Here is a 26,896-nt window from a genome sequence, read left to right on the forward strand (position 1 = left end):
AACATGATTAATCCTCCACAACCAGGCAAGACAGCAGATCATTATATCGATGGACACTGGATTAATGGTCAAGGTGAAAATTTTATTTCTAAAAATCCCGCGGATGGGTCGATTCTTTGGCGAGGCCGCAATGCAACCAACGAAGAAGTGGCTTTAGCCTGCGATGCTGCCCATTTAGCCCTTCCTTACTGGTCTTCACTCAATCTCGAAACCCGGGCTCAATACTTACACCATTTTGCACAAGAAGTCGAAGCTAGGCGCCAAGAGCTTGCCTTTCTCATTGCTCTAGAAACTGGTAAACCTTTATGGGAAGCGCAAACCGAAGTGAGTGCAGTTGTTAGTAAAGTGAATTTATCAGTCCAAGCCTATCAAGACCGAAATGCTGAAAAGCAAGCTACACTTCAAGAAGTCAACGCTTGCTTACGTTATAAGCCTCATGGCGTTGCAGCAGTACTTGGCGCCTTTAATTTTCCTGCCCATCTAAGTAATGGACACATTGTCCCCGCTCTCTTAGCCGGCAACACAGTGGTCTATAAACCCAGTGAACTTGCTCCTGCAGTCGCGCAATTTATTATGCAATGCTGGCATGAAAGTGGCCTGCCCAAAGGGGTTCTCAATTGTGTCCAAGGCAATGGAGACAGCGGAAAAGCTCTCTTGTCCTCCGATCTGCAAGCCGTTTATTTCACGGGAAGTTATAAAACGGGAAAACAAATTCATCAGCATTTTAGTGATAAACCCGAAGTGATCCTCGCACTTGAAATGGGGGGAAATAATCCACTCATTATTGATGAAATCAAAAATGTGAATGCTGCCGTTTATCACAGCATACTCTCTTCCATGATTACCGCAGGACAACGTTGCACCTGTGCCAGACGGCTTTTCGTTCCCAACAATCTCAATGGGGAACGTTTTTTAAAACAATTTATTAAAAATTGCCAATCACTTCGCGTTGGCAAATTTAATGACCAACCAGAACCGTTTATGGGGCCAGTAATCAACTATGAACATGCACAAGCACATCTGCATACCCAACAGGAGCTTATTCATCTTGGAGGTAAATCGCTGTTAGCTATGTCATTATTGGCAGAAAATACTGGCTTACTTAGCCCAGGGATTATCGACATGACCGAAGTATCTAGGGCCCCTGATGAAGAAATCTTTGGTCCATTTGTGCAGATCTATCGCTATGATGATTTTGATGAAGCCATCGCACTAGCTAATCAAACACGCTATGGATTATCTGCCGGTTTATTATCTGATAGCCCTGAACGCTATCAACAATTCTATAAACATATTCGCGCGGGCTTAATTAATTGGAACCGGCCGACAACAGGAGCAGTCTCTAATCTACCTTTTGGTGGGGTTGGTTGTAGCGGTAACCACCGTCCTAGTGCCTATTTTGCGACGGATTATTGCTCTTATCCTATTGCCAGCTTGGAACAACCTCAATTATCGACGCCAGAAGAATTATTGCCTGGCATTCACTTGGAATAATGATGGCGGTTTATGAGTTAAATTTAGATGGTCTAGTCGGCCCTAATCATAATTATGCTGGCTTGTCCGCAGGCAATATAGCCTCTACGTCGAATGCGCTCTGCTCTTCAAATCCAAAAGCAGCCGCTTTGCAAGGCATTGCTAAAATGCGTTTATTACACCGTATGGGATTAAAACAAGGTTTATTACCTCCTCAACAGCGCCCTAACTTAGAGCTACTCCATCAACTCGGTTTTAGAGGTAGTCCAGCTCAACAGATTGAAAAAGCGCATCGTACAGCTCCTGAACTTCTAGCAGCTTGCTATTCAGCTTCTGCGATGTGGACGGCCAATGCGGCCACCGTTTCTCCGAGTCTTGATACCGCAGATCATCGGATTCATTTTACGGCGGCGAATCTTATTTCCAACTTACATCGTCATCAAGAGGCTGATTTCTCCCAAAGCTTGCTGAAAAACCTATTCAGCAACGAGTCCTTTTTTTGCCATCATCAGCCCCTCCCAAGAAGTTTTACAACCAGTGATGAAGGGGCTGCCAATCATAGTCGTTTATGCCGTTCTCACAATAGACCTGGAATTCATTTATTTGTTTATGGCAAAGAAACCTTAAAAACCTCGTCAATTGAAGGCCCATTTAAATATCCTGCTCGCCAAACCCTTGAGGCTTCACAAGCAATCGTTCGTGCTCATCGATTAAACCCAGATAAGGTTGTTTTTGCGCGCCAAAACCCAAAAGCAATCGATCTAGGTGTTTTTCATAATGATGTCATTGCTGTTGCCAATGAATCTGTTTTATTCATTCATGAGGATGCCCTCGTTCTGCAGGCAGAAGTGCTAAAAGAAATCCAGCTCAAAGCCGATTTTGCTGTGCAAGTGATTACCGTTAATAGTCAAGATATTACTCTGAAAGAAGCAGTCGCCACTTATCTGTTTAACTCTCAGCTCATTAGCCTGCCAAACGAACCACACAAAATGGCATTTATTGCACCGATGGAGTGTCGAGCTAATCCTAGAGTCGAACATTTGCTTGACGAAATCATTGCTGATCAGAGCAATCCGATTGTCAATGCGCACTATCTTGATCTCAAACAAAGTATGCGAAATGGCGGCGGCCCTGCCTGTCTTCGGTTAAGAATAGCTTTAACTGAAGATGAATTATTAGCAATGCATCAAGGCATTTTGGTGACGGATACTTTATTGGAGCACTTAGAAAATTGGGTCATGCGTCACTATCGTAGCCAATTAGACACCAATGATCTGGCTGATCCTAATTTGATTGATGAATGCTTAGCGGCATTAGATGAGCTCAGTAAATTGCTTGAGCTAGGTGCTATTTATCCCTTTCAACGCGAAATCAACGGCTAACTTATGTGGAAAACCTTTGCTAGACACTGTATTTACCAATCACCAACCGGAATACGCGTTTTCCAAAATCCTCTATTCCGATGGCTGCAATTTGAAAGTAGGGCCATACAAACCTTAATCAATCGTTATTTCCCTCATAGGCCGGGACTAAGTTATATCAAGACTCTGATTTTTGCGGTACGTTTACAACCAGCTAATTGCTGCATGCTCGGTCTTGGAGGAGGCGGTGCGGCACATGCACTTTCGCCCTTGCTGAGTCCAGAAAAACTGCTTATTGTGGAAACTAATGATGAGGTAATAGACATCTCCTCCCGTTTTTTTATGATTAATCAGTTAGATAATCTTAGTATTGTTCATCAAGATGCAAATTCCTTTGTCCAACAATGTACCCAGCAATTTCAGCATCTTTTAGTTGATTTATTTGATGCTAATGCCTTCCCTGCTGATTGCAATAACGAAGCTTTTTTTGCTCAATGCAAACGTCTCTTAAAACCGGATGGTATTCTTGCAGTAAATCTAGCCAATCGACATGAACAATGGCCCATTTTCCAACTCATCCAACAACAGTTTGGACTCTCCACCCTTGCCTTACCAGTTTTAGACTCTCCCAATATGATTATTCTTGCACAAAATAGCGCATCAATTACTCCTTTTTTAGAAGTACTTAAAAAAAACAAGCAATTGAAACAGCTCACTTGGAATAATAAATGGGGACATGTCGCTAAAATTGGTTAATAAAAAAAACGCATCTTAGCGATGCGTTTTTGGATGAAATTCTAATCAAATTTCCATTAAATCTTTTTCTTTCTCTTGAAGCGCAACATCTACATCTGCGATGTATTTATCAGTAATTTTCTGAATCACTTCACCCGCGCGGCGTTCATCATCTTCAGAAATAGATTTATCTTTAACCAAATCTTTTAAATGAGAGTTCGCATCGCGGCGTATATTGCGAATAGCAACACGAGACTGCTCACCTTCGCCTCGAACTACCTTAATTAACTCTTTTCGGCGTTCTTCAGTTAAAGGCGGCATTGGAACTCGAATTGCGTTACCTGTGGTTGCAGGATTTAAACCCAGATCAGAAGTCAAAATGGCTTTCTCAATAGCAGCCGCCATCGATTTTTCCCAGGGCGTAACTAATAGAGTCCGGGCATCACTGCTGCTGATATTAGCGACCTGGTTAATTGGCGTTGGGGTACCGTAATAATCTACGATAACATGATCCAAAAGACCGACGTTTGCTCGCCCTGTGCGGACTTTCGTTAAATCATTACGTAAACTTTCAACTGCCTTTTTCATTCGCTTTTCAGCATCTTGCTTAATATCATTGATCATGGTTTGCTCCTACTATGGTTCCAACCCTTTCACCTAAGACAATTTTCTTTAGGGCTTTTGGTGCAGCTAGGTCAAATACTTGTAAAGGCATGCCCTGGTCCTGACATAAGCAGATAGCCGTAGCATCCATTACTTGCAACCCATCTCGCAGTACCTGCTGATAAGTTAAAAAATCATAACGAGTCGCGTTCAAATTCTTGACCGGATCATCTGAATAAATACCATCCACTTTGGTGGCTTTTAAAACCACATCTGCACCCACTTCAATAGCACGTAAACAGGCTGCAGTATCGGTAGTAAAGAATGGGTTACCCGTACCCGCAGCAAAAATAACAACATGTCTCTGACGTAAGTGAGTCATTGCTTTACGTCGATGATAAGGATCAACAATTCCCAAAATAGGAATCGCAGACATGATACGGGCTGGTAAATCAATTCGCTCTAAGGCATCGCGCATAGCTAAGGCATTCATTACCGTAGCCAACATACCCATATGATCGCCAGTTACTCTGCCAAGACCGGCTTCAGATAAGGCTTTTCCGCGGAATAAATTTCCACCACCAATGACTAAACCGACCTCTACGCCCATATGAATAAGTTCTGCAACATCTTTGGCGATGCGATCGAGAACTGATGGGTCAATCCCAAATTGAGATTTACCCATCAATGCCTCACCACTGCATTTTAATAAAATGCGTTTGTATTTTAGCTTTGGATGATTATCGTCCATTATTGATCACGAACCTGAGCCATCACTTCTTCTACGAAGTTATCTTCTTTTTTCTCAATACCTTCACCCACTTCAAAGCGAATGAAAGAAATAACTTCAGCATTTTTCTCTTTTAATAATTGGCTAACTTTCTTATTAGGATCTTTAACAAATGGCTGTCCCATCAAGCTAACTTCATCGAGGAACTTATTAATACGACCCTCAATCATTTTATCAATAATTTCTTGAGGTTTGCCGCTTTCACGAGCTTGAGCAGTAAAAATATCACGCTCATTTTCAATAGCTTCAGCTGGAACCTGATCATTATTAATGACCATAGGACGGGTAGCAGCGATATGCATTGCAATGTCCTTAGCTAAGGCTTCATCACCATTTTTTAACGCAACCATTACACCGATTCGTGCACCATGCAAATAAGAACCAACGACACCATCGCAACTCATACGAACCATACGACGTAGCTTAATATTCTCACCGATTTTAGCAATCAACTCTTGTCTTGCTTGCTCAACGGTAATGTTGGTACCTACTAAGATTTCTTTTGCTAATGCATTAACATCTGCCACAGAACTTTGCAGTGCTGTTTCAACGGCTTTGCCAGCGAATTCTGTGAAATTCTCATCACGTGCGACGAAATCAGTTTCGCTATTGATTTCAAGCATTACGGCAAAACGACCATCTGCAGAACGAGCGATTACCACAACACCTTCAGCAGCAACGCGATCAGCTTTCTTATCAGCTTTAGCTTGCCCTGCTTTACGCATTTCTAAAATCGCTTGCTCAATATCACCATTCGTAGCAATTAAGAATTTTTTGCATTCCATCATACCAGCGCCAGTACGTTCCCTAAGTTGCATAACTAACGAAGCACTTATTGACATAATTGAATCCTCCACATAGCAAAAAGGGTAGGTCCATTAGCAAACTGCAATGATGCCTACCCCTTAAAAATATTATTCCCCAGTTTTTTCTGACTCTTTATCAGCCGCAACTTCTACAAATTCAGCATCAGAAGCAACACCACCTACAGTGTTTCCACGCTTAGCATCAAGTATAGCGTCTGCTATGCAACGTACATAAATATCGACAGCGCGCATTGAATCATCATTACCCGGAATAACATAATCAATGTCATCGGGGCTGTTATTAGTATCTACAATACCAATAACAGGGATTTTTAATCGACGAGCTTCTTCGACAGCAATATGCTCAAAGCCAACATCGACAACAAACAGAGCATCTGGTAAACCACCCATGTCCTCAATACCGCCTAATCCGCGCTCTAATTTTTCAAGCTCTCGAGTAAGCATTAACGCTTCTTTCTTAATCATGGAATTAAATGCACCTTTTTCGCGCATTTCTTTCAATTCTTTTAAACGGAAAATTGATTGACGTACTGTTTTGTAGTTGGTCAACATACCACCTAACCAACGGTGATCGACATAAGGCATACCGCAGCGCTTAGCGTGCTCACGAATACTGTCTTGAGCCGCTCTCTTTGTACCAACGAATAGGATTTTTGCCTTATTAGAAGCTAACCGACCGACGTAATTAACGACATCACTCAGCATAGGCATTGTTTTTTCTAAGTTGATAATATGAATTTTGTTTCTCGCCCCAAAAATATATTCAGCCATTTTAGGGTTCCAAAAACGGGTTCTATGTCCAAAATGAGCACCCGCTTCAAGCAGTTCACGCATACTAACGTTCATTTTATTTCTCCAGGGTTAGGCCTCCACGTCTCCCATACAGCACCCTCATGGGACCCAGCCGTATGTGACGAAACGTGTGTGTATTTAAAGCGCGTTATTTATACCATAATAGGCTTCAATCATCAATGACATTAATTCTCAAAAGCTTATAAATACGGATTTCGCGGATTCTTTTTCAGCAAAACCTTAATTCTACGTCTATAATCCCTTCAAAATACGATAATTTACGCGGTGGGATTGAGCGCGTATAACCATCCGTTCGGACTAAGGAGGCGTTTATGCGGTCTCGAAGTTCACATCAAGGTTAGCAAGGCTTCGAGACGGCTTTGCTGCCCACAGCCCGAACGGATTTAAGAGCAAATGCTTAGGAGGAGTATGACGCATTACACTCCGCTCATCACTATCTTGGTGATTGGGTTTGGATTAGCTTTTATTTTTGGCTATCTAGCTCATCGCTTACGAATTTCCCCTATTGTTGGCTATATTTTCGCAGGTGTTCTCATTGGTCCTTCAACACCAGGTTATATTGCTGACCATAATCTTACTGCGGAACTCGCTGAAATTGGCGTTATCTTATTAATGTTTGGCGTTGGTCTTCATTTTTCACTTTCCGATTTAAAATCTGTTAAAAAAATCGCCATTCCTGGTGCCATTGTCCAAATGGTCATTGCGACCTTATTAGGCTTCACTTTCGCCTATTGTATAGGCTGGCCCATCAATACAGGAATCGTATTTGGCTTGTCTCTCTCTGTAGCGAGTACTGTCGTATTAATACGTGCCTTAGAAGAATGGAGCTTACTTAAAACGAAAAACGGCCGAATCGCTGTTGGTTGGTTAATTGTTGAGGATCTCGCCATTATCGTTATCCTTATTTTTCTTCCTTCTCTCGCTGCAATGACGACTTCGACTACAGAACAACCATCTACCCTAACTTCAAACCCCTTTTTTCTAGTAGGCATAACGACACTTAAAGCTATTGCTTTCTTTACTATCATGTTGCTATTTGGACGACGTTATCTTCCGCGCATTCTTGCTGCTGTGGCTAAAAATGGATCCAATGAGTTATTTCGGCTCGCGGTGCTTTCTATTGCTCTCGTTGTTGCATTTATTGCCGCGAATTTATTCGGTGTTTCTCTTGCATTGGGGGCATTTTTTGCTGGTATGTTTTTAAGTGAATCAAAATTAAGCCATCGCGCCGCTGAGGAAACCTTACCTTTGCGAGATGCCTTCGCAGTACTGTTTTTTATTTCGGTTGGCATGCTTTTACGACCAGAAATTTTGATTTCTCAACCCTTGTTGGTCCTCATCAGTGTATTGATTATTGTTCTTGGCAAATCAATCGTCGCTTTTATTATCGTCCGCTTGTTTCGTTACCCTTTATATACGGCACTCACTATCTCGGTAAGTCTCGCACAAATTGGAGAATTTTCATTCATTCTCGCACAACTCGGTTATAAGCTAGATATGCTTTCTGAACAAGCGAAAGATCTGATACTTGCTGCAGCTATCATTTCTATTATTATTAATCCATTACTTTTTGCTGCAATTAATCGATTCAAATCAAAACAAATTCGGGACAGGATCTAATTTTTATCGCTATAATCACTTATGCTAGTATTTTTTATTTTGTGGATTCCCAAATCATGTCAGTGACCATTAAGACCCCGGATGAAATTGAAAAAATGCGTGTAGCCGGAAGGCTAGCAGGTGAAGTATTAGAAATGATTGGCCCCTACGTACGCGAAGGTGTAACAACTGATGAATTGAATAACATCTGTCATGACTATATCGTCAATGAACAACAGGCTATTCCTGCTCCCTTAAACTACAATGGTTTTCCAAAATCGATCTGCACCTCTATAAACCACGTAGTTTGTCATGGTATTCCAGGCAAAAAAGCACTAAAAGACGGCGACATTATTAACATTGATATTACTGTGATTAAAGATGGCTACCATGGTGATACCAGTAAAATGTTTTTTATTGGCGAACCTGCCATAAAAGCCAAGCATGTTGTCAATGTTGCTCATGAATGTCTCTTTATTGGCATTGAAATGGTAAAACCCGGTATCCGTTTAGGTGATATTGGTCATGCAATCCAAACCCATGCAGAAAAAAATCGCTGTTCAGTTGTTCGCGAATATTGTGGCCATGGCATCGGACGTATTTTCCATGAAGATCCTCAAGTGCTTCATTATGGTACTCCTGGTACCGGAGAGGTTTTACGCTCAGGCATGACTTTTACAATTGAGCCTATGGTCAATATAGGGAAGCATCACACTCGACTGCTACCCGACAAATGGACGGTAGTTACCAAAGATCACAGTCTATCCGCACAGTGGGAGCATACTCTTTTGGTCACTGACGACGGAGTAGAAATACTGACTTTACGTAATGAAGAACGATAATCTCAATCTCAAACTATCCATTCATCAGTTCAAGGATGAGCTGTGCGAAGAGTTTAAACAAAAACCGAATATCGGTCCTCTGACCAGTAAATTAGTCAACTTTATTGACGAAATCCTCACGAATCTCTTTCATAAAAATCATTTACATAAGGGCAATAAGTTTTGTCTACTTGCATTAGGTAGCTATGGGCGGCGCGAATTGCAACTGTATTCCGATGTTGATTTATTGCTACTCCATACTGATAGCATCTCAAAAACACAGCTACAACACGCTCAATCTTTCATTCAAGACTGCTGGGATACCGGCTTAGAAGTGAGTCATCAAATTACCACAGTGAATGCCTGTGCCGAACTAGCTTCGACGGATTTAAGCGTCATTTCTAGCATTCTAGATATGCACCTAATCTGTGGCCGCGGTACGTTAATGGAAGAATTAATTTATCAGACTCACCCGCTACATATGTGGTCCAGCCATGATTATTTTTTTGCTAAACAGCAAGAACAATTGCTACGCTACTCGAAATACGGAGAAACAGCCTACAATTTAGAGCCCAATGTAAAAAATGGTCCAGGTGGACTGCGCGATTTACAAATTTTATTATCAATTGGTAAACGCCATTTTGGTATTAAAAAATTAGCCGATGGCATTAATTGTGGTTTTATTAGCGATAAAGAATATGAAGAGCTAATCGCTTGCCAACATTTTCTGTGGCGAGTCCGCTTCGCTTTACATTTGTTAGCTGAAAAACAGGAAGAACGTTTACTTTTTGACTACCAAGTTAAATTAGCTGCACTTTTCGGTTTCCTTGATAATGAACATTCTCTAGCGATAGAACAATTTATGAAAGCCTATTTCAAAATGATTAAACGCAGTCGAGAATTGAACGAAATGCTCTTACAGTGGTTTGGCGAAGCCATTGTCCATCATCAAAAACAACGCCTGACTCCACTCGACAGTTATTTTCAGTTATCAAATAACTATATTGAGGTAAAAAACACTAGAGTTTTTGCTTATAAACCACAGGCTCTGCTGGAAATCTTTCTCTGGATTGCCAAAATGCCGAGCATTAAAGGAGTGCGCGCCAGCACCATTCGCTTGATCCGCACACATCTTTATTTAATTGACCGTCGCTTTCGCGTCGCAAAATTTGCTACTCAAACTTTTCTTGCCATTTTTAAAGAAAAAGATCCCTATGATGCTCTACATCATATGAATCGCTATGGTGTTTTAGGCCATTATTTGGATTGTTTTGCAACCGTAACAGGGCAAATGCAATATGATCTATTTCATGTCTATACTGTTGATCAGCACACTCTATTTGTTATTCGCAATCTGGCTCGTTTTTTAAAACCAAAGTATGCAAAACAATTTTCTTTAGCTGCTAAATTAATGCCAAAAATCGAGAATCCTGCCATTTTATATTTAGCAGCTCTCTTTCATGATATCGCCAAAGGGCGTGGAGGCGATCACTCGGAGTTAGGTGCAGAAGAAGCGCGACAATTTGCGTTGCGTCATAAGCTTAGTGAGGATGAGTCGAAATTATTAATATGGCTTGTGCGCAACCATTTACTCATGTCGCAAACCGCTCAACGACAAGATATTTATGATCCTAAAACAGTACAACAATTTTGTAGCCAGTTGCCACAAGCGGATTATCTTGAGTATCTTTATTTACTGACTGTTGGAGATATTTGTGCAACCAATCATACCCTTTGGAATGCTTGGAAAGATTCTTTGTTAAAAGAATTATATCGCGCAGCTCACCAATGGATGCAACAAGAGAAAATATCCCTTAATGAGACTGAGTTGCTTCATTCCCGGCAACAACAGGCACTCGATATATTGGTTAGCGAGGGTCTTTCTAGCCCAACCATTCAAAGTTTATGGACAAATTTTAAGGAAAAGTATTTTATTCATCAGCCAGCTGAAGTGATAGCTAGGCATACTAAAGCAATTATTAACTGTAAAAACTATCCTTTGGTTTTGATCATGCCCCACCACAGTGGAGGTGGGATTGAAGTGTTTATTTATATGCCGCATCGGGATGAGCGCTTTATTATCACTACAACCGTCCTCAGCAATCATTATGCAACTATCCAAGAAGCAGCCATTCTCACCTGCGATAATAATTATGATTTAGATAGTTACATCATTCTGGACGAGCAGCAGCAAGTTTTTTTTGATGAGCAGCGTACTGCGAATATCCAACATGCGCTCGAAAAACAATTAGCCGAGACAGCGCAAATACCCGCTATTACTCTACGTAGATTGTCGCGTACCCAGGCCCATTTTAAATTGAAACCGCAAATTACTTTTAGTGAAGAGGATGATCAAATTAGCCGATTATTTCTTGTAACCCCTGACAGACCAGGTCTATTGGCTAGTATTAGCCGTGTTTTTCTGAATCAAAATATTCATCTTCATAATGCAAAAATTGCCACTGCGGGCGAGCGTGCGGAAGATATGTTTTTTATTTCAACTTTAGAGGGACAAGCTTTGAGTCAAGAGGACAAAGAGAACCTTAAACAAGCGTTGATTACAGAGTTGACGAGATTGGATTGATTCGCAGGGATGGAGTGAATGACCTCATGGTCAAGCCTTCACTGCCATTAAGTTAAGATCTACCCTTATTTGGTTGAAATATAGTCATCTTTCGGCCTGACGGAAGATTCAGAACTTAGAGAGTTCTTCTGGATCTTCCCTCAAGCTGGAGGATGAGGAAAGAAGTGTAGAAAACAATTATCAGGGCAGTTTTGGAAAACAGCTCTCATTGAGGAATTTGGAATGTCCATATTTTTATTAGTACAAATTTTTTGCATAATCATTGGCGCCGTCTTTCTTTTTATCGCCTTTAGGATGCTGCGTCCAAAAGCAAAAGAGCAACGGCTTATTCAGGATCAGTTTTTATTTTATTTGATGCTGGGACTATTTTTTATTTTCTTCACTTTTTTGCTCGAATATCTTGGATAGCAAAAGTATTATCCCGGTTGCAAGTAAAAGGGCTACCTATAAGCAAAACCATAAGAACTAACCTCTCCTGATTCTTCTAACTGAGAGGGACGATCCACAAAGGCAGTTTCTAATTCATGCAAACCATATTGCTTAACTTTATAGGCGATAATTCTTTCTTCATTGTTCTCTGAATGAAAAGATAAATTTTTAGGTTTTATAATAACTTGTGAAATTTCGTCAACGGCTTGTAGAATATCTGGATGAAGAGTTCTATTTTTATCTTGATTATTAGGCTCAACTTCCTTGTGAATATATTCTAAAATTTTTTCAATAATCTGTTCTCTTGTTAGAGTTTTCATAATAAGTCCAATTAAACAATGAAAGAGGTAGATAATAACAAAAAGCTAAATTGATAAATAGCCGATCTGGGGAGAATAAACCACTTCCTTCTAAATCATAGAAGCCTTAATAGTTAATAGACGAAAGGAAGTCCAAGCTAGCAGCTAACTCCTTCTCGCTTTAAAAAAATCACCCAATAAATCCGCACATTCTTGCTGCATAATCCCTTCATCAATCTGCACTTGATGATTCAAAGGATAGCCGCGTAACAAATTATAAACAGAACCTGCAGCTCCAGCTTTAAAATCTCGAGTGGCAAAAACTAGACGTTCAATACGTGCATGAATTAACGCTCCTGCGCACATGGAACAGGGTTCTAAAGTCACATAGAGCGTGGTATTAATTAACCGATGATTATCAAGTTTGGCCGCAGCAGCCCGAATCGCGAGAAGTTCAGCATGGGCACAGGGATCATTTGTTTGCAATACTTGATTCCAACCGCATCCAAGTATTTGTTCGTCTTGAGAAATAAGAACAGCACCGACAGGGACCTCGCCGTGCTCCTTTGCTTTTAAGGCAAGCTCGAAAGCTTGCCTCATCCAAAACTGATGACTCATTCCCATTCAATAGTTGCTGGCGGTTTTCCTGAAATATCGTAAGTGACCCGAGATACACTAGCCACCTCATTGATAATACGGTTGGATACTTGAGCAAGAAAATCCCATGGAAGGTGAGCCCAATGAGCGGTCATAAAGTCAATTGTTTCTACGGCACGCAGACAAATCACATAATCATAGCGTCGTCCATCACCCATTACACCTACACTTTTTACGGGTAAGAAAACTGCAAATGCTTGGCTGACTTTTTGGTATAAATCGGCTTTATGCAGTTCTTCAATAAAAATAGCATCCGCTTGACGTAAAATATTTGCATATTCTTTTTTAATTTCGCCGAGAATACGCACACCCAAACCCGGGCCAGGAAAAGGATGACGATAAACCATGGTATAAGGTAAACCCAGCTCCAAACCAATCTTACGAACCTCATCCTTAAACAGTTCACGAATCGGTTCTAATAATTTTAAATTCAATGTTTCAGGTAAACCACCCACATTATGATGGGATTTAATCACTACTGCTGCACCATTCGTTTTTGTCGCTGCCGACTCGATGACATCAGGATAAATGGTACCTTGAGCTAACCATTTCACATTCGGAATGTGCTGGGCTTCTTCGTCAAAAACCTCTATAAACGTTCGGCCTATGATTTTACGTTTTTTCTCTGGGCAATCAACGCCTTCCAATGCGTTTAAAAATTTTTCTTCTGCATTAACAGCAATAATGCGTATACCCATGTGTTGACCAAACATAGCCATCACTTGCTCGGCTTCGTTTAAACGCAATAAACCTGTGTCCACAAAGACGCAAACTAATTGATCTCCAATTGCTCGGTGTAATAAGGCAGCAACGACTGAAGAATCCACGCCTCCGGACAAGCCGAGAAGCACCTGTTGGTTCCCCACTTGTTCTCGGATAGTGGTAATTGCCTGTTCGATAATATTATCCGCAGTCCAGGTCGTTTCCGCTTTACAAATATCAACGACAAAACGCTCTAGAATTCGTAATCCTTGTAAGGTATGAGTTACTTCAGGATGAAACTGCAAGCCATACCAATGACGAGCTTCATTAGCCATGCCTGCGATGGGTGCATTGCGTGTTTCGCAAATGATTTTAAAATCAGGAGGAAGAACGGTTACCTTATCACCATGACTCATCCATACATCTAATAAAGCCTCACCTTCAGGCGTTGTTCTATCTTCAATATTGTCTAATAATTGACTATGACCATGTAAGCGTAATTCTGCGTAGCCGTACTCGCGTAGCGTTGAAGATTGTACTTCGCCACCAAGCTGCATTGCCATCGTTTGCATGCCATAACAGATTCCAAGTATAGGCAATCCGGATTCAAATAACCATTCTGCCGCGCGTGGGTTAGAGGCTTCGGTTACGGTGGATGGTCCTCCCGACAAAATGATGCCGCAGGGAGCAAGTGCTTTTAAGCTTCTCACTTCGATATCATAAGGATGTATTTCGCAATACACTCCCATTTCACGAACACGTCTAGCAATGAGCTGCGAATATTGGGAACCGAAATCAAGAATAATAATAGGTTTTTGAGTAATATCTCTCATGTTATTCATCAACCTGATAATTAGGCGCTTGTTTAGTAATACTTACATCATGAACATGCGATTCACGCATCCCCGCATTAGTAACTTGAACAAACTCTGCCTTTGCATGAAGGTCTGCAATGGTATTACAACCGGTATAGCCCATACAAGAACGAAGTCCGCCCATCATCTGGTGGATAATGGTCTGTACCGGACCTTTGTAAGGTACCCGGCCTTCTATTCCTTCAGGGACTAATTTTTCAGTACCTTGACTGGTATCCTGGAAATAGCGATCACTGGAGCCTTGAGCTTGTGACATAGCACCGATAGACCCCATACCGCGATAGCTTTTATAGGTACGACCTTGGTATAACTCTATTTCACCGGGAGATTCCTCTGTTCCTGCAAACATTCCGCCTAACATCACGGTATTTGCACCAGCAGCTAAAGCTTTACAAACATCACCAGAAAAACGAATGCCGCCATCAGCAATCACAGGAACTCTGCCTTTAAGACCGTTTGCCACATTAGCAATCGCAGAAATTTGAGGAACACCAACACCAGTAACAATTCGGGTTGTACAGATGGAACCAGGACCTATTCCTACTTTCACCGCATCTGCTCCTGCCTCAACTAAATCTAAAGCAGCCTTAGCAGTAGCAATATTACCGCCTATCACTTGAATATTAGGGAAGTTTTGCTTTATCCATTTCACTCGATTTAACACACCTTGTGAATGGCCATGAGCAGTGTCAACCACTATGACATCTACCCCAGCTTCAATCAAAGCGATGACTCGTTCATCAGTACCTTCACCTACACCAACCGCAGCACCAACTCTTAATTGTTCTGCACTGTCTTTACAAGCAAAGGGATTTTCTTTCGCTTTTTGGATATCCTTTACTGTGATCAAACCTCGGAGGTTAAACTCCTCGTTGACCACTAGTAATTTTTCAATACGATGTTTATGAAGAAGACTACGGATCTCTTCTCGGTTTGCCCCTTCTCTGACAGTCACTAAACGCTCTTTAGGGGTCATTACTGCAGAAACAGGTAAGGATAAATTAGTTTCAAATCGAATATCTCGACTAGTCACAATGCCTACGAGAAGTTCTCCGTCAACCACTGGAACCCCGGAAAAATTGTGTTTAGCCATGACTGCCAATAACTCTTTGACATTCATGGAAGGGGTAACGGATATTGGATCTTTTACCATTCCGCTTTCAAATTTCTTTACCTTCCTTACTTCATCGGACTGAGCAGAAATACTCATATTTTTATGAATAATCCCGATTCCTCCTTCTTGTGCCATAGCAATTGCCAATCGCGCTTCGGTCACTGTATCCATCGCAGCTGAGATCAAAGGGATGTTTAATTCAATTTCACGAGTAAGATAGGTTTTTAGTGAAACCTCTTTAGGTAGGACAGTCGAGTGGGCGGGGACTAACAACACATCATCAAAAGTCAGTGCTTGTTGCACAATTGAAAGTGACATACCACGCTCCTACAATTAGATTAACCGAACATTATACAACTATTATAGGAAATAGGAAATATCCGACTTCTAAATCCGTAAAGATTTACCTCTTATTGACCCTAAACATAAGGGGTAATTGGCGCCGCATTCCACAAGGCACATTGTGGTGCAGGGATTGTATAGGCGGTCACAACATTATCAATGATACTGCTTAAAAATGCTTTCCTCCCAGTTTCTCCTTTTTGCACGGTGCAAATAACATCCTTTTGCGACAGATACACTGTGCATCCCCCTTCAGCGACGGCATCTCGAGTAAACTCCATATCTCGAGTTGTCATACTATAAACATGACCCTGGTCAGTATTTGGAAGTCTTTTTACGCTAAAGGGAGAAGTTATATGGTGTTCGCCAAAATTCTCAATACCGAATGCTGCTGTATTTGCTAAATCAGCAATACCATCCACTATGATAGAAATTGTGCTTGTAAAATCGGGGGGAACTGGAAGCTTCTGAACCTCAAAATGAATATCTGAAGTCACTGCTTTGGTAAATTCGGTGATAAGTTGTGGCAGCTGCTCAGCAGGATCCTCTTTTAGATTGGATTTTAGCGTTTCAAATGAAAACCAAACATGATTGTAAGCATTGGTACAGAGTTGGACTTCTTTGTAAGAAAGCGAATCAGCAAAGCTGGAACTACTCAGCAAAACTCCCAAAGCTATCAATGAATGTTTCATTCTTTGCAAATCCTTTCTTATTTGGAAATTATGAGTATAAAACTTTAGTTATAATTTTCAATAAATAAAAAAATATTTCCATATAAATATTAGATAATGAGTTATCTCATGTGATTTATGATGTGAGCTAATTGATTATTTTTGACAAAACCAATGATTTTTTCAGCGTGTTTTTGCGTAAAAGGTTTATTAAAATACCCTACCATACCCACCGCTTTTGCTTTATCTCGGTATTCGGGTTCAGCATGGGAAGACACGGCGGCAATCGACGTTTGTTTATTTAAAGTACTGTGCGCTTTTATTTGCGCTGCGATATCAAATCCGTCAGGCCCGCTTCCAAGACTTATATCCATTAAAATCACATCATAATGATGATCATGTGCTTTTTCTAGAGCACCTTGAGCATCCGCTGCAATATCGACGATACATCCACATTGGGTTAGATTTGTTTCAATGACCATTTGCGCTATCTTAGAATCTTCGACTACGAGAATGTGTATTGAATTTTTCATCTAGACTATCCTTTTTTATAGTATGCATAGTGAAGCATTAAAGTTGTAGTATCAAGTTTCGGAAAAACTATTTTTGCAGATCCTCCTTTATTGACTTTGATACAACTCGTCGTAATAATTGCGAGTTTCTGTCAGCATCTCTGCCCTATCCTTGCTTTCTGCAACTACTCCACATTTTTCGCTAATACATCATTTACTAATGAGAACTGCTAAAACTTTTGTTACCTATATGATACAGAATGTTTTTATTTTAGTCACTAAGATTTTTCAAATATCAAAAGAGAAAGGCGTTGAATAAGTCGTTAGAAGCTGATTAAAAAATTTTTTATTTATTTTTTTGTTTATTTTGTGGTCTTTGTGTATAATTATTGATAATAACTAAAAGCAAGGACGCCGTCATGAAAAAAATACTAATAATTGCAGTGCTCGTTGCCTCAGCAGCTTTAACTGGCTGTGGATTCTCTAATTGCGGTTACTCATCCTGTACTTCCTGTTGTAGCACTAGCTATTATGGTGGTTGCTGTGGCTCTAATGGTTGGTATTAAGATCTTTTTGGTAAACAGCCAATGTAACAACCATCTGAAAGGATAGTTGTTACATTGTTTTAACTGCCTAAGGTTAAAATTACCTCCAACTTTTAAATCCATGATGATGATGATGATGATGATGGAAATGATGAGGTTGCAAAGGAAGTAACACACCAAATTTTTGAAAGGTTGAGAGTTGAGTACGAACTACTAAGCTCGTAATTTTTGCATTATTTTCATTAAGTTGATCAACTAGTTTGCTAATATCAGCCCACTGAGTTTGCGGACTAGCCATTTTGCCCTTTAATTGCAATTTAAGAGCCATTTTCTCTTTGAATAATGGAACTAATTGCTCATGCAAATTTTTCTTAATTACTTTTAAATCATCACGCTGCTCTATGGTTAATATACCCATAAATCCGCGCTGCTGATGAATTTGTTTTATTGGGGCGCTATTAACAATATCGCTAGGCGATGAATTCGCTGATACTACCGAAGCTCCCAGCACTAACGTGCCAAGTACTGTTGTCATAATAAGTTTTCTTAGGTACATGGTTAATCTCCTTTAGTGGATACAAGCTAAGATTAGCCATACTATGTAATACGCTTATGACAATTATAAAAAACTTCGTAACAAATTTGTCACAATAATCCCTTCAGTTATCTATACTGAAATGCTTGATTTCAGGCGACTTGATTTTAATGAGCACGACGTTAAAAAAAAGCATTTAATCATTTCCAAATAACTTTGATTTCAGACTATCAATACACGCTGAAATCAATCAGTTATGAGTAATAATCAGTATTTTAATTCCTATTCGATAAAATTAATTTCTTAAGGACATTCTTTGAGCTTGAACTGTGCAAACAATACCGTGTAAACTGGGTAAAATTTTTAATCTGGCGATTAACGGAAGGGTTCAGCATTGGCTAAAATTATTGTTGTAACATCTGGTAAAGGTGGCGTGGGCAAAACCACAACTTCTGCAGCATTTTCCTCAGGTCTTGCTTTGCAAGGTCACAAAACAGTGGTCATTGATTTTGATATCGGTCTTAGGAATCTTGATATTATAATGGGATGCGAGCGCAGAGTGGTTTATGATTTTGTCAATGTAATTAACGAGGAAGCAAGTTTAAATCAAGCTTTAATTAAAGATAAACGTATTCCAAATCTGTTTATATTACCTGCATCACAAACCCGTGATAAAGATGCATTGACTTTAGCGGGGGTAGAAAAGGTTTTATCCGATTTGGCAAAAGAATTCGATTATATTATTTGCGACTCACCTGCCGGCATCGAAACGGGTGCGCATATGGCGATGTATTTTGCGGATCATGCTGTTGTTGTTACTAACCCTGAAGTTTCGTCCGTGCGAGACTCTGATCGCATCTTAGGAATATTAGCCTCTAAGACTAAGCGGGCAGTTGATAATGTAGCGCCCGTACAAGAACATCTTTTATTGACTCGCTATGATCCAGAGCGTGTAGAAAAAGGGGATATGCTTTCTGTTGAAGATGTTAAAGAAATTCTTGCAATTCCTCTAATTGGGGTGATTCCTGAGTCAAAGGCTGTTCTTAAAGCCTCCAATACCGGAACACCGGTTATTCTTGATGAAGCCAGTGACGCAGGTATTGCTTATCAAGATGCTATTGCTCGTTTTCTGGGCGAAAACAGACCAATGCGATTTATTACCAGCGAGCGTAAAGGATTACTACGCCGTCTGTTCGGTAAAAACAAGGAGGAAGCACCAGCATGAGCATATTTAATTATTTGAGAAAGCGTAATAATACTGCCTCAGTGGCAAAAGAACGTCTCCAAATTATTATTTCGCATGAACGTTCACAACGTAATACTCCGGATTATCTCCCCAAGCTGCAAGAAGAAATTCTGGCGGTCATTGCGAAATACATTCGCATTAACCGAGACCAAGTCAGCGTGAATCTTGAGCGCATGGGCGATAGTGCAGTACTTGAACTTAATGTCACAATGCCTGATGAAGTGCTAGAAGATAAATAAGCTTTTCGTTCTAGTTTTTCAATCTGACGTATACCTTGTTTTTGAAACACCAGTGTTGTTATCCCTGCCTTCGCAGGGATAACAACAAAAACTCCAAGCCCCCACTGTATTAAACGGTTTCAGTTAAATCATCATATCCATATTTGCTGGATTTTTTCGTTTTACTATGAGCTGATTGTCTTCGCAATTCTTCATCAGCAAAATCATCGACAGCAATAACTTCTTGCCTTGCATATTCTGCGTCTTTCAATTGTTGGGCTTGTTTAGCATCCAAAATGCCTGCCTGCTCAGCCTCATCAATTTGCTCAAGCAAGGTTAATGATTGTAATTGGCCCTTTTTGACCGCACGACTCACTTTCTTTTCCAGCTCTTCTACCGCATATAGTTTATGAAAAGTTTCCTCGAGTCGTCCAAGTGGGCAGTTGGCAAGTGGTTCTGAAAATACAAAACGCGTTAGCCGTTTGCGAGTGTCATTAGGTTCAGTGAGTATGTGAGCTAGTTTTTTACTTAATTGGTCTGAAGGCTCCGGTCGTTGGCTGCCAAAAGGTTGTAAAAATAATTTCAGCACCACACGTGCCCAACGTGATGGGAAATTCGCGATCACCCCACGAATCGCCAATTCACACTCATGCATCAACTGCTGGCAACACCACTCAACTAAGGGCAAATCAGCAAGAGGTTCACCGTCGTCATGGAAGCGTTTTAAAACTGCGGAAGTGAGATACAGCTTACTTAGTACATCACCTAAGCGAGCCGAAATCATCTCTTTTCGTTTCAATTCTCCACCCAAAACTGCCATGGAGAAGTCAGCAAGAAAAGCAAGGTTGGTGCTATATCGATGGATCAGCTGATAATAGCGCTTCGCGGCACTTGTCGGAGTACCTGTAAAATGTCCATCAGTGAATGCAAAGATAAACGACTTGGTTAAATTCGCAAACACAAACCCTGCATGCCCCCAAAAGGCGTCGTCGAAATGATTAAGATTCTTTTCTCTTACACTTTCTAGCTCTTTAAATACATAAGGATGACAACGAATGGCACCTTGTCCGAAGATAATCAAATTCCGCGTTAAAATATTAGCCCCTTCAACGGTAATACCAATGGGCGCATTTTGATAACCACGTCCTAGATAATTGTTGGGTCCCAAACAAATTCCTTTACCACCGTGAATATCCATTGCATCCATAACAAGTTGACGAGCACGCTCAGTACTGTGGAATTTCAATATAGCTCCAGCCACGGAAGGTTTTGCTCCATGATCGATTGCAGCAGCGGTCATTGTTAAACCTGCATCAATCATATAAGTATTCGCAGCAATACGAGCCAACGGTTCTTCTATTCCTTCAAAATTAGCGATGGCTTGATTAAATTGTTTACGTACTCTGGCATAAGCTCCACTTGCAAGAGCACCCGCTTGCGAACCACCTGCGGAACTAGAAGGTAAAGAAATAGCCCGGCCCGCACTTAAACACTCCATTAACATGCGCCAACCATGTCCCGCCATGTCGGCGCCACCAATTAAATAATCCATTGGAATAAACACATCTTTGCCTTGAGTCGGACCATTTAGAAAAGCAGTATTCAATGGGAAATGGCGTCTGCCTTTAATGACACCCGGTGTATTAGCAGGAATTAAAGCACAACTAATTCCCACATCATTTCCTTTGCCTAAGAGATTGTCAGGATCAAATAATCGGAAAGCCAAGCCTATTACGGTTGCTACTGGGCAAAGCGTAATATAACGTTTATTCCAGTTTAAACGGATTCCCAAGACTGCCTGACCATTAACCGTTTGACGACATACAACGCCTTTGTCAGGAATTGATGCAGCATCAGAACCGGCATTAGGTCCTGTTAAAGCAAAGCAGGGAATTTCTCGTCCATCGGCTAAGCGTGGTAAATAATAATCCTTTTGTTCCTTTGTTCCATATTTTAATAGTAATTCACCTGGACCTAAGGAATTAGGAACGGATACCGTGCTGCCGACAGTCACTGAACGCCCATATAACTTCGCTAAAATGGACATTTGCGCCGTTGCAGAAAAATCATGTCCGCCATACTCTTTAGGAATGATCATGCCGAAAAAGCCTTTCTCTTTGAGAAACTGCCACATCTCAGGAGGCATATCAGTGCGCACATGAGTAATATCCCAATCGTCAATCATGCGACATAATTCATTGACTGGACCGTCTATAAATGCTTGTTCGTCAGGGGTTAATTTCACCACTGGCGCATTAAGTAGAACATTGAAATCTGGCGCGCCACTGAATAAATCACCTTCCCAACTTACGGTTCCAGCCTCTAAAGCCTCCCTTTCGGTTGCAGACATCGCGGGCATGCTTTTGCTGATGATGGGAAAGAGATGACGAGATAACAAATTTCGACGTAGCGGTTTTATGGAGCATAAAACAAGAACTGCGAATAGAGCCCACAAGAAAATTTGTGCAAGAATACCTGGCGAGGCATAACGTTCAACCAATAAGGCAAAAACTGCATAACTAATAGCCCAAACCACAATAGATGCTTGACGCGAAAATAATACAAGGGCTACCGACAAAACTGCTAAAATAATTAGACTAGGCAACACGGTTTTCTCCTTATTAAAAAACGGTCCTTTGTATTGAACAATACCATCAACTCATTTTTTTAGTATAGCATCCAAGAGGTAGAAAATTTGTTTCACCACCTCAGCGGGATGCTCCATTGGAAACATATGAGTTCCCTGCGTTTTAAAGCTCACTATATTATAATTCTTTTTCATGTGGCGAAGATCTAGTCGGTCCACAACACTCGATTGATCACCATAAATCAATGCGGCTGGAGTCTTTAATTTTCCTTCATACTCTGCTAAACGATGAGGGATCGTGCGATAGATTAAATACTCAATATGCCGATTAAAACGGAGCGCGTAACCTTCGTCCGTTTTTTCTAAACCATAATCGATATAATCTTGTAAACATTCATCGGTAAATGTTTTAAACAACTCCCTCTTTCGCAGATAAGTCACGAGTTGTTCTCTATTTTGCCAATGCTCTCTTCGCTCACGCGTACGAAGAGCAGGCGTCACTCGATCAATCACACCTAAAGCTTTAGCCAATCGCACCATACTCGATTTAAAGCGTCCAATTAGGGGCGAATCGAGCATAATGACTGACTTGAATAAAGACGGCTGCTCTATTGCTGCTAGTAAACTTAAAACCCCACCAAAGGAGTGACCGACAGCGATAACAGGTTGCTCAGCTTGTCGTTTAATGCTGTCGATAATTTCGTCAACTAGAAAATGCCAATTCTCCGTCACTGGAAACTTAGGATTGTGGCCAATTCTATCGATATAACAACAATTATAACGCTCTTCTAATCCATTAAGTAATTGCTTATAGCATGGAGATGGAAATCCATTACCATGGGCAAAATGGATCAGCTCCCTCACGAAACCACCAGCTTTTGGCTCTCTCTTCTTAGTGATATTACAGCATAACAAAAATAGAGGATGAAAAGCAGAGGCATGAAAAAGCCGGCGCGATTAGAAAACAATCCACAGGTTAAAAGGAACCATAAGACCACCATAAAAGGAGTTATACTCACCATGGTTAAACGACAGGATTGTTTATAACTAATTGAAAATTTTAATAATTTTGCAATAAATTGTCCCATCAATGCAAAGGCAAGTAGAATAATTGTAAACATTGCAAAAAATACAAGGGCAACGGTTGGGTAAATCAAAAACCCAAAAAAGGTTTTTAAATGTAATATTCCAGACGATTTAACCCATTCCTTCCCATCAAATACCGCATTACTATTCTTACTAAAAGGATAAACATAAACTGGACTTACTGGATTCTGAACATGATCCACATTAAAAAAGAATTGCGGTGAGGGAAAGCGATAAAACAACTTATCCTTGGTGATTAATATATTCAAAAAAGGATAAGTTTGATCCATAGTGTTGACTTTACCCGTCGTATCAACGATGGCGACCGCCTGATTTTGTTTATTTTTTATCACATAGGGCATAGGCTTATCGAGTGATACGAGACCATTTTGTATATATAGCTTTGGTAATTGTTCCATAGGCTGAATTAAATCTTGCATAAAAAATTGACGAAAATCCATAGTTACTCGCCAAGAAAACGGCAGCGTCACGACAAACATTAAGAGGAGTAAATAACCAAGGCCCAACCCTCTCCAACGTTTTCCCACATCAACATATAATTCATTATTAAAAAATGAATGGTATAAAGCTTGCCAATATCGGTAGAAGGGTTTATCAATCTCGCGTAACGCTTTATTGTCCTCAATCATGCCATCCTCCTAAACGCAACCCTGTTTTTTGATGAAATAAATTTGCTTTATTAACCACTAAATCTAAAGCAAATAAATTATCGATCACTTCAGTATCTGCTGATGTCCTTATAGAAAAGCGAGCTTTACCACATAAACTCGAGGCCTGAATCAATTTATCTGCACCCATATCATCAATATATTCTACTTTTACTGAAATTGCCCCAGGTTTATTGGTGGATACGATATTTAGATGCTCAGGCCTAATGCCCAGAATCACCTCTTCTCCACATGAAAGTGATTCATTGAGTTTAGGTAAATCTAACTCAAAGCCAAAATCAGAGACAACTTTTTGGGAACTCAGATTAATTTTTGCAGGAAAAAAATTAATAGGATAATGACCAGTAAAACCGGCAACAAAAAGAGAAGCGGGTTGTTGATACAAATTCTGCGGAGAACCTATTTGCTCTACCCTTCCTTTATTTAAAACAAGAACTCTAGAAGCCATGGTCATTGCTTCTGTCTGATCATGGGTGACATACAGAGAAGTTGTTTTTAATTGCTGATGTAATTTTTTGATTTCTTGACGCATTTCATTGCGTAATTTTGCATCCAGATTTGACAAAGGTTCATCAAATAAAAAAACCGCAGGTGAGCGAACAATTGCTCTGCCCATCGCCACGCGTTGGCGTTGTCCACCTGAAAGCGCCGAGGGTTTGCGCGTTAAGTAATCACTTAAATGCAATAAAGCGGCAACTTCAGCGACTTTTTGTCGAATCAGATCTTTTTTCATACCGCGCATTTTTAAACCATAGGCCATGTTCTCAAAAACGGTCATATGGGGATAAAGTGCATAATTTTGAAATACCATCGCCATGTCTCGTTTTGCAGGGGGTATTTGATTAACGCATTGATTATTAATCAAAATCCTACCGGAGCTAACAGTATCTAGTCCAGCAACCAAACGAAGCAGGGTCGATTTACCACAGCCGGAAGGCCCGACAACAGCTACAAATTCACCTTTATCAATAGTTAAGTTGAGCTGATCAAGGATAAGCTGTTGACCATGATATTTACTGACTTCAACTAAATTTACCATTGCCATTTAATGTGTTAACCCCTTTTCAAACCAACGTTGCATCGTTACTACGACTAGACAGGGTGGTAATAAAGCAATTAGCGCAACAGTCATGATGTAATGCCACTGAGGAATTTGATCCGCAACACCGGCTAAATAACGAATACCCATCACGATGGTCGCCATATTACCATCCGTGGTAATGACCAAAGGCCATAAATACTGATTCCAACCATAGACAAAAAGAATAATAAATAAGGCAGCAATTTGTGTTTTCGATAAAGGAAGCAGAATATCAAGGAAAAATCGGACCGGGCCGGCCCCATCTAATTTCGCAGCATCCACAAGTTCGGGCGGAATTGTTTTAAAAAATTGTCTAAATAAAAAAGTAGCCGTTGCCGAAGCCATCAAGGGCAAGGTTAGCCCGGCAAAGGTATTTAACCAAGCAAAGGAAGCAACAACTTGGAACGTGGGCACAATACGCACTTCAACAGGCAGCATCATTGTCGAAAAAATAAGCGCAAAGAAAACTCGTTTTAATGGTAGCTCAAAATAAACAAGCGCAAACGCCGAGAATAAGGCTAGTATGATCTTACCTATCGCAATTAACACGGCCATCAATAAACTATTCAGTAACAGCTGCCCTACTGGCTGCCCTCCAGTCGCTACTAATCCTTCAGTGAGGACAGTCTTTACATTATGAAATAAAGCCGCACCCGGCCATACAGGTAAAGGGGCATGCATCATTGCAGCGCCTTCATGACTAGCAGCAACCAATGCTAAGTAAAGCGGTAGAAACAGAAAAGCAATAAATCCAATTAATACGCTATGAGCTAATATTCTTCTTATTATTTTCATTCGTAATGCACCTTTTTTTCAAGGTAACGAAATTGGATTAGCGTGAGGCTTATCACAATCAGCATTAACAACACTGACTGTGCAGAGGAACTTCCCGGATCCATTCCCACAAAACCATCTTTATAAACTTTATAAATTAAGGTTGTCGTGCTATTACCCGGTCCTCCATGCGTCAGTACATCAATAATACCGAAGGTGTCAAAAAAAGCATAAATTAAATTCATGACTAATAAAAAGAAGGTGATGGGCGATAGAAGAGGAAAGATAATTTGCCAAAAACGTCGCCAGGGAGATGCGCCATCAATAATCGCTGCTTCAATAAGTGAGTTAGGTATTGCCTCCAACGCGGCAAAGAAAAATAGAAAATTATAACTAAATTGCTGCCAACTGGCCGTCAGAATAACAACGAGCAAGGCTTGATTAGCATGAGTAAGATAATTAAAGTTAACCCCAAGCAGCTCTAAATCATAGGCCAACCACCCTATTGTCGGTTGACATAAAAAGCGCCATAAAATTGCAGCCACTGCTGGGGCAACAGCATAAGGCCACAGAAGCAAGGATTTATAAATTTTTTTACTTTTTTTCCGGTTTTGCAAAAGTACAGCAAATAACAAACCCAAGCACATGGTTATTAAGGTGACAGAAAAAGCGATGAGTAAGGTAATTAGCAAGGCTTTCCCATAATCCGGATCGCGCAATAAATCGATAAAATTAGTCAGAGAAGCAAAGCGATCATGCAAACCAAAAGAATCGCTAAAAAATACCGATTGGATTAGTGCAGAACAGGCTGGCCAAATAAAAAATAAAAGAGTTACCAATAATTGGAAGAAAATAAAAAATAACGCTATTTTTTTATGCTTAGTGTATTTTGCCATCAAACAACCAGGTTGCTAGCAATGTGCAAAAG

Annotated in this window: 26 protein-coding genes; 9 read left to right on the plus strand and 17 right to left on the minus strand. The window is 40.5% G+C overall.

Annotation, left to right across the window (positions count from 1 at the left end; all coding sequences use genetic code 11):
• Positions 1-3 precede the first annotated feature (3 nt).
• The 3 genes from astD to Ldro_RS02155 are packed head-to-tail and all read left to right on the plus strand — an operon-like array spanning position 4 to position 3,590.
• Positions 4-1,494, plus strand: a complete 1,491-nt coding sequence (gene astD / locus Ldro_RS02145; protein WP_058494780.1) for a succinylglutamate-semialdehyde dehydrogenase — start codon at positions 4-6, stop codon at positions 1,492-1,494.
• Between the two features lie 2 nt (positions 1,495-1,496).
• Positions 1,497-2,855: an N-succinylarginine dihydrolase gene (astB, locus tag Ldro_RS02150; RefSeq protein WP_058494781.1), complete on the plus strand. Its 1,359-nt coding sequence runs from the start codon at positions 1,497-1,499 to the stop codon at positions 2,853-2,855.
• A 3-nt stretch (positions 2,856-2,858) separates the two neighbouring features.
• Positions 2,859-3,590, plus strand: coding sequence for a spermidine synthase (locus tag Ldro_RS02155; RefSeq protein ID WP_058494782.1), 732 nt, complete (start codon positions 2,859-2,861; stop codon positions 3,588-3,590).
• Positions 3,591-3,635: 45 nt separating this feature from the next.
• Here the strand turns inward: Ldro_RS02155 and frr are convergent, their stop codons facing one another.
• The 4 genes from frr to rpsB all read right to left on the minus strand — a co-directional run bounded on the left by frr (position 3,636) and on the right by rpsB (position 6,635).
• Complete coding sequence (gene frr, locus Ldro_RS02160) at positions 3,636-4,193, minus strand: ribosome recycling factor (protein WP_058494783.1); 558 nt, start codon at positions 4,191-4,193, stop codon at positions 3,636-3,638.
• A complete protein-coding gene (gene pyrH, locus Ldro_RS02165; RefSeq protein ID WP_420795401.1) occupies positions 4,183-4,923 on the minus strand; it encodes a UMP kinase in 741 nt (246 codons plus the stop codon). The genes frr and pyrH overlap by 11 nt, the downstream gene beginning before the upstream one ends.
• Entirely contained in the window at positions 4,923-5,807 is an 885-nt protein-coding gene (tsf, locus tag Ldro_RS02170) for a translation elongation factor Ts (protein ID WP_131764279.1), read from the minus strand. The genes pyrH and tsf overlap by 1 nt, the downstream gene beginning before the upstream one ends.
• Before the next feature lie 69 nt (positions 5,808-5,876).
• Positions 5,877-6,635, minus strand: a complete 759-nt coding sequence (rpsB, locus tag Ldro_RS02175) for a 30S ribosomal protein S2 (protein WP_058494786.1) — start codon at positions 6,633-6,635, stop codon at positions 5,877-5,879.
• Between the two features lie 375 nt (positions 6,636-7,010).
• Here rpsB and Ldro_RS02180 point away from each other — a divergent pair, with 375 nt between their 5' ends.
• Genes Ldro_RS02180 through glnD form a run of 3 tightly spaced genes read left to right on the plus strand, consistent with a single transcriptional unit; the run spans position 7,011 to position 11,606 of the window.
• Positions 7,011-8,222, plus strand: a complete 1,212-nt coding sequence (locus Ldro_RS02180; RefSeq protein ID WP_058494787.1) for a cation:proton antiporter domain-containing protein — start codon at positions 7,011-7,013, stop codon at positions 8,220-8,222.
• Between the two features lie 56 nt (positions 8,223-8,278).
• Entirely contained in the window at positions 8,279-9,043 is a 765-nt protein-coding gene (map, locus tag Ldro_RS02185) for a type I methionyl aminopeptidase (protein WP_058494788.1), read from the plus strand.
• Positions 9,030-11,606 (plus strand): [protein-PII] uridylyltransferase, encoded by a 2,577-nt coding sequence (gene glnD / locus Ldro_RS02190; protein ID WP_058494789.1) that lies wholly within the window; start codon positions 9,030-9,032, stop codon positions 11,604-11,606. The genes map and glnD overlap by 14 nt, the downstream gene beginning before the upstream one ends.
• A 440-nt stretch (positions 11,607-12,046) precedes the next feature.
• On the opposite strand, the gene Ldro_RS02200 is transcribed toward glnD, so the two are convergent.
• The 6 genes from Ldro_RS02200 to Ldro_RS02225 all read right to left on the minus strand — a co-directional run bounded on the left by Ldro_RS02200 (position 12,047) and on the right by Ldro_RS02225 (position 17,228).
• Positions 12,047-12,355: a hypothetical protein gene (locus Ldro_RS02200; RefSeq protein ID WP_058494791.1), complete on the minus strand. Its 309-nt coding sequence runs from the start codon at positions 12,353-12,355 to the stop codon at positions 12,047-12,049.
• Between the two features lie 144 nt (positions 12,356-12,499).
• Entirely contained in the window at positions 12,500-12,952 is a 453-nt protein-coding gene (gene tadA / locus Ldro_RS02205) for a tRNA adenosine(34) deaminase TadA (RefSeq protein WP_058494792.1), read from the minus strand.
• On the minus strand, positions 12,949-14,526 hold the full coding sequence (gene guaA, locus Ldro_RS02210; protein WP_058494793.1) for a glutamine-hydrolyzing GMP synthase: 1,578 nt from the start codon (positions 14,524-14,526) through the stop codon (positions 12,949-12,951). The genes tadA and guaA overlap by 4 nt, the downstream gene beginning before the upstream one ends.
• 1 nt (position 14,527) lies before the next feature.
• Positions 14,528-16,000, minus strand: coding sequence for an IMP dehydrogenase (gene guaB, locus Ldro_RS02215; RefSeq protein WP_058494794.1), 1,473 nt, complete (start codon positions 15,998-16,000; stop codon positions 14,528-14,530).
• 101 nt (positions 16,001-16,101) lie between these two features.
• Positions 16,102-16,716, minus strand: a complete 615-nt coding sequence (locus tag Ldro_RS02220) for a hypothetical protein (RefSeq protein ID WP_058494795.1) — start codon at positions 16,714-16,716, stop codon at positions 16,102-16,104.
• A 101-nt stretch (positions 16,717-16,817) separates the two neighbouring features.
• A complete protein-coding gene (locus Ldro_RS02225) occupies positions 16,818-17,228 on the minus strand; it encodes a response regulator (RefSeq protein WP_058494796.1) in 411 nt (136 codons plus the stop codon).
• A 398-nt stretch (positions 17,229-17,626) separates the two neighbouring features.
• Between Ldro_RS02225 and Ldro_RS16530 the strand changes: the two genes are divergently transcribed.
• Positions 17,627-17,773, plus strand: a complete 147-nt coding sequence (locus tag Ldro_RS16530; protein WP_164480606.1) for a hypothetical protein — start codon at positions 17,627-17,629, stop codon at positions 17,771-17,773.
• 79 nt (positions 17,774-17,852) lie between these two features.
• Here Ldro_RS16530 and Ldro_RS02230 read toward each other — a convergent pair whose 3' ends face one another.
• Positions 17,853-18,308: a hypothetical protein gene (locus tag Ldro_RS02230; RefSeq protein WP_058494797.1), complete on the minus strand. Its 456-nt coding sequence runs from the start codon at positions 18,306-18,308 to the stop codon at positions 17,853-17,855.
• A gap of 373 nt (positions 18,309-18,681) precedes the next feature.
• Between Ldro_RS02230 and minD the strand changes: the two genes are divergently transcribed.
• Complete coding sequence (gene minD, locus Ldro_RS02235; protein WP_058494798.1) at positions 18,682-19,512, plus strand: septum site-determining protein MinD; 831 nt, start codon at positions 18,682-18,684, stop codon at positions 19,510-19,512.
• Complete coding sequence (minE, locus tag Ldro_RS02240; protein WP_058494799.1) at positions 19,509-19,772, plus strand: cell division topological specificity factor MinE; 264 nt, start codon at positions 19,509-19,511, stop codon at positions 19,770-19,772. The genes minD and minE overlap by 4 nt, the downstream gene beginning before the upstream one ends.
• Positions 19,773-19,881: 109 nt before the next feature.
• On the opposite strand, the gene Ldro_RS02245 is transcribed toward minE, so the two are convergent.
• From Ldro_RS02245 to Ldro_RS02270, 6 genes are read right to left on the minus strand one after another with little or no spacing between them, the layout of a single operon-like run.
• A complete protein-coding gene (locus tag Ldro_RS02245; protein WP_058494800.1) occupies positions 19,882-22,359 on the minus strand; it encodes an acyl-CoA dehydrogenase in 2,478 nt (825 codons plus the stop codon).
• Between the two features lie 51 nt (positions 22,360-22,410).
• Positions 22,411-23,202 (minus strand): alpha/beta fold hydrolase, encoded by a 792-nt coding sequence (locus tag Ldro_RS02250; protein WP_058494801.1) that lies wholly within the window; start codon positions 23,200-23,202, stop codon positions 22,411-22,413.
• Entirely contained in the window at positions 23,199-24,074 is an 876-nt protein-coding gene (locus tag Ldro_RS02255; protein ID WP_058494802.1) for a DUF1189 family protein, read from the minus strand. Before Ldro_RS02255 ends, Ldro_RS02250 begins: the two co-directional genes overlap by 4 nt.
• Positions 24,067-25,158: an ABC transporter ATP-binding protein gene (locus Ldro_RS02260; RefSeq protein WP_058494803.1), complete on the minus strand. Its 1,092-nt coding sequence runs from the start codon at positions 25,156-25,158 to the stop codon at positions 24,067-24,069. The genes Ldro_RS02255 and Ldro_RS02260 overlap by 8 nt, the downstream gene beginning before the upstream one ends.
• Positions 25,159-25,989, minus strand: coding sequence for a sn-glycerol-3-phosphate ABC transporter permease UgpE (ugpE, locus tag Ldro_RS02265; protein WP_058494804.1), 831 nt, complete (start codon positions 25,987-25,989; stop codon positions 25,159-25,161).
• Positions 25,986-26,864, minus strand: coding sequence for an ABC transporter permease subunit (locus Ldro_RS02270; RefSeq protein WP_058494805.1), 879 nt, complete (start codon positions 26,862-26,864; stop codon positions 25,986-25,988). The genes ugpE and Ldro_RS02270 overlap by 4 nt, the downstream gene beginning before the upstream one ends.
• Positions 26,865-26,896: the final 32 nt, after the last annotated feature.

The organism is Legionella drozanskii LLAP-1 (assembly GCF_001467585.1).
Classification (GTDB): Bacteria; Pseudomonadota; Gammaproteobacteria; order Legionellales; family Legionellaceae; genus Tatlockia; species Tatlockia drozanskii.